General features: G+C 43.1%; 2 protein-coding genes. Both read right to left on the bottom strand.

The window, feature by feature from the left end; genetic code table 11:
* The coding region (locus VF500_RS17870; RefSeq protein WP_330860982.1) for a GH92 family glycosyl hydrolase at nt 1-1671 on the bottom strand (1671 nt) is incomplete at its 3' end.
* A 114-nt stretch (nt 1672-1785) separates the two neighbouring features.
* Nucleotides 1786-3671: hybrid sensor histidine kinase/response regulator transcription factor (locus VF500_RS17865; protein ID WP_330860981.1), on the bottom strand; the 1886-nt coding region annotated here is incomplete at its 5' end.

Below are 3671 nucleotides of genomic sequence, written 5' to 3'. Positions count from 1 at the left end.
TTTTGATTCAAAGCCTTTTGACCCGCCGTAAAGCTTGATCAGCCCCGGCATATCATGCGGTGCAAAAAAGGATACCTGCCATGCGTTGGCCTCGCGGTACATGTACTCGTAGTACGGATGCTGCGGGTCGAAGTTTTTGATCCATTCGCCATTTTCCAACCTGCCGCGCATAAACCGGGTTGATGGATCGAACATGTTTTTATAGTTTTTTGAACGCGCCATCAGGATCCGGTAATTAGCTGTATCTCCCAGTTTTTTGGCTATCTGGGCTACCGAATAATCATCGTACGAATACTCCAATGTTTTTGAAACACCGGCCTTGGCTTTGGTTTCTACTTCTGGTTTGGCGATATCTGGATCAGAAATATAACCTTTTTTAATATACTCGTTAATAAATGGCCGCGGACCGCCTTCAACATTGGCATTCCTTAGCAACAGTTTGTAGGTGCCCTCAACATCAAAATTGTCAATTCCCCTCAGGTAAGCCCCGGCAATAGACGAAGCCCCATGATCACCATGAAAAAACGTAGGGATAAAGCCTGTTTTATCGCCAACATCTTTCAATGATTTGATAACATCAAGGGTAACATCAGGCGTGATCAAACCCAGCAGCACATCTTTATTTCGATAGGTATCCCATAGCGACGGTTCCGTATAATACCTGTTACCGGTTTTCACTACATTTCTTTTGGCATCTGTAAACTCGCCGTTTACATCGCTGCGCAGGGCAGGCCACAGGAACGAGCGGTACAGGCATGAATAAAACATGCGTTTTTGTTTTTCGGTACCACCTTTTACCTGTATGGTTGATAACAGTTTTTCCCAGGTTTGTGATGCTTCCCCACGGATAGCATCGAAGCTTTTATTGCCGATCTCTTTCTCCAGGTTTTCTTTAGCATTTTTTTCGCTTACAAATGATAAGCCTATCTTCAATTCAACGGTGCCTGTACCGCCATCAGCCAGATACAACATGGCGTACCCGCTGCGCTGGCCTTCCTCTGTTTTTTCCAGTTTATTGATTTTGGTGTTTATCGTGGCGTAGAAATAAACATTTTCGCCGCCCTGAAATCCTTGCACCGCATTAGGCCCCACCTGCTCTATGCGCCAGGTTGATACTCTGCTGTTGGCTTTACCTAAATCAAAAAGGATTTGCCTGTTGCTGTTGTTTTTAAACTGGTATTGATGATAGCCGCACCTTAAGGTTGAAGTAAGGTTCACGTTTACGTTATAATCGTCAAGGTATACCTGGTAAAAGCCAGGAGCCGAACTTTCTTTTTTATGCGAAAACCTTGAACCGAATTTATTGCCTTGTGGGTTTGATACGGGCAGGATAGGGATATTACATAGGTTCCAGTGGCCTTTGTTGGTGTGTGTAAAGCCATAAATAACCGAGTCTTCATATTGATAGCCCGCGCCGGATCCATAAGCTGTAATAGGGCTTAATTGTACCATGGCATTTGGCAATGAGCTGCCTGGAAAGGTAAGCCCGGCCCATGATCGCCATCCATCAGGCAACTTATAACCAAGAATTTTAGGGTCGTTGAGCGGCGCGGTCCCTATAAACGTATTTACATATTTGGTGTACACCGGTTTGGTTTGCGCGTTTGCAGCGTTCACCGTAAAAAAAATCAATAGTGTTAAACTGATCAGGGTTTTAATTGGATTGTTCATTGATAGGTTTTAATTAGCGTCACAAATTAATGCTAAATTGATTTAGGAACATAGCAAATTATACATTTTTGTTGACGTTCTGTTCATTTTTCTAATATTGGGATACTGTTATACTCAGACTTTTTTTAACGATTGCATGAACTGCAAGGGCGATTTGCCATACTCCTTTTTAAATGCCCTCGAAAAATTAGAATTGCTTTGCAGGCCTATCCTATCGGCCACCTCATTCATGGATACATCTTCATGGGTCATGATCTGGATGGCCCGCTTTAGCCTAACCGTGCGGATAAACTCGCCAACCGATTGGTCGGAGATCCCTTTTATTTTTTGATACAGTTTGGTACGGCTGATGTATAAATGCTTACACAAAAAGTCGACATCAAGATCAAGGTCCTGTATGTTATCTTCAATCACGTTGATCAGCTTTTGAAAAAACTCTTTGTCCTTTTCAGAATGTACCAGTTCCGTAGCTTCCGACAGGTAATCTTTGGCATAACGCTGCTTAAGCTTTTCGGCCTGTTCAAATATGTTGCTAACCGTTAACAGCAACAGATCAATACTTAAAGGTTTGGCAAAATAGAAATCGGCCCCCGATTCCATACCTTCAATTTTAGTATCCAAGGCATCTTTGGCCGATAAAATGACAAACGGGATATGGCTGGTTTCAAACTGTTCCTTGACCAGTTTACAAAGCTCAATGCCATTCATGCCTGGCATCATTACATCACTTATAATAAGGTCCGGTACTTTTTCGGTGGCCATTTCAATGCCCTGCCGGCCATCTTCGGCTTCATAAACAACATAATACTTTTCAAAGGCTTGTTTTAAAAACACGCGCAGCTCGTGGTTATCCTCAACAAGCAATATGTGTTTGCGGCTTTTTAGCGGAGTTTGATGGTTGCCGGGTTCATGATCAGGTAACGGGATCAGGATAGCATTATCAATAACTTCCAGCTGGGCCTCCACACTACTTCCCATGGCCTTCTCAGCCAAATCATAATTTTCTTCTCCCCAGGGAATGCCTATAATAATTTCTGTACCCTTGTATCTTTCACTATAAACGTAGATATCGCCTTTATGCAGTTGGGTAAGGCTTTTAACCAATGCTAAACCAACACCCGAACCCAGATGGTTTTTACTGATGCGGTAATACCTGTCAAAAATTCGGGTAATAGAGTCGCTGGAGATCCCTATCCCGGTATCGGCAACTCTGAAATAAATATATTTTTTTGCGCGATGACCTTTATTTAGCAATTCGAACCCACTGTTAAAGGATGGCTTAAATTGTTCCATATCAAAAAAGACATCGAAAGATACCTGGCCCCCTGCATTGGTATATTTAAATGAATTATTTAACAGGTTAAAGAGGATCTTTTCGAGCACCTGAACATCGAACGGGGCTACCTGCGCAGCCGCTGTTTGATCTTGTGTATGATCGTTAACCTCAAAAGTGATGCTTTTGCTAATAGCCAGGTTTTGGAACTCCCAGGTAAGGTCTTTGCAAAACTGGCTGATCATCAATGGCTGCACCTGCAATCTGATAATGCTGTCGGCCACTTTTTTAAAGTTCATAAGCTCACTGATGAGGTTCATCAACCTTTTGGCATTCCGGTGCATGAGCTGGTATGAATAATCAAGCGCGGGGTTTTTGTTTTGGCCGATAAGGCTTTCAAGCGGACCAAGGATCAGCGTTAACGGAGTGCGGAATTCGTGCGAAACGTTGGTAAAAAACATCAGTTGCTGCTGGTAAAGCTCTTCGCGCTGCTGGTGCATTTCTTCACGTTTATTTTCGTTTATCGCGCGCACTTCCATCTCGCGTTTAAGACGGTACCATCTTGCCTGATAAATGTAAATACCGGTCAATACCGATAGGAACAGCATCGCGTAAATAATTTTAGCAAGGCCCGATTTCCACCACGGCGGGGTTAGCGTAATGATCATTTCGGCTTTGTTTTTACTCCAAACGCCATCGTTATTGGTAGCCTCAACCACAAATTTGT

This window comes from Mucilaginibacter sp. (assembly GCF_036383575.1).
Classification (GTDB): Bacteria; Bacteroidota; Bacteroidia; order Sphingobacteriales; family Sphingobacteriaceae; genus Mucilaginibacter.
Note: the sequence above shows the minus strand (reverse complement) of the source record. Positions and strands in the feature narration are given on the sequence as shown.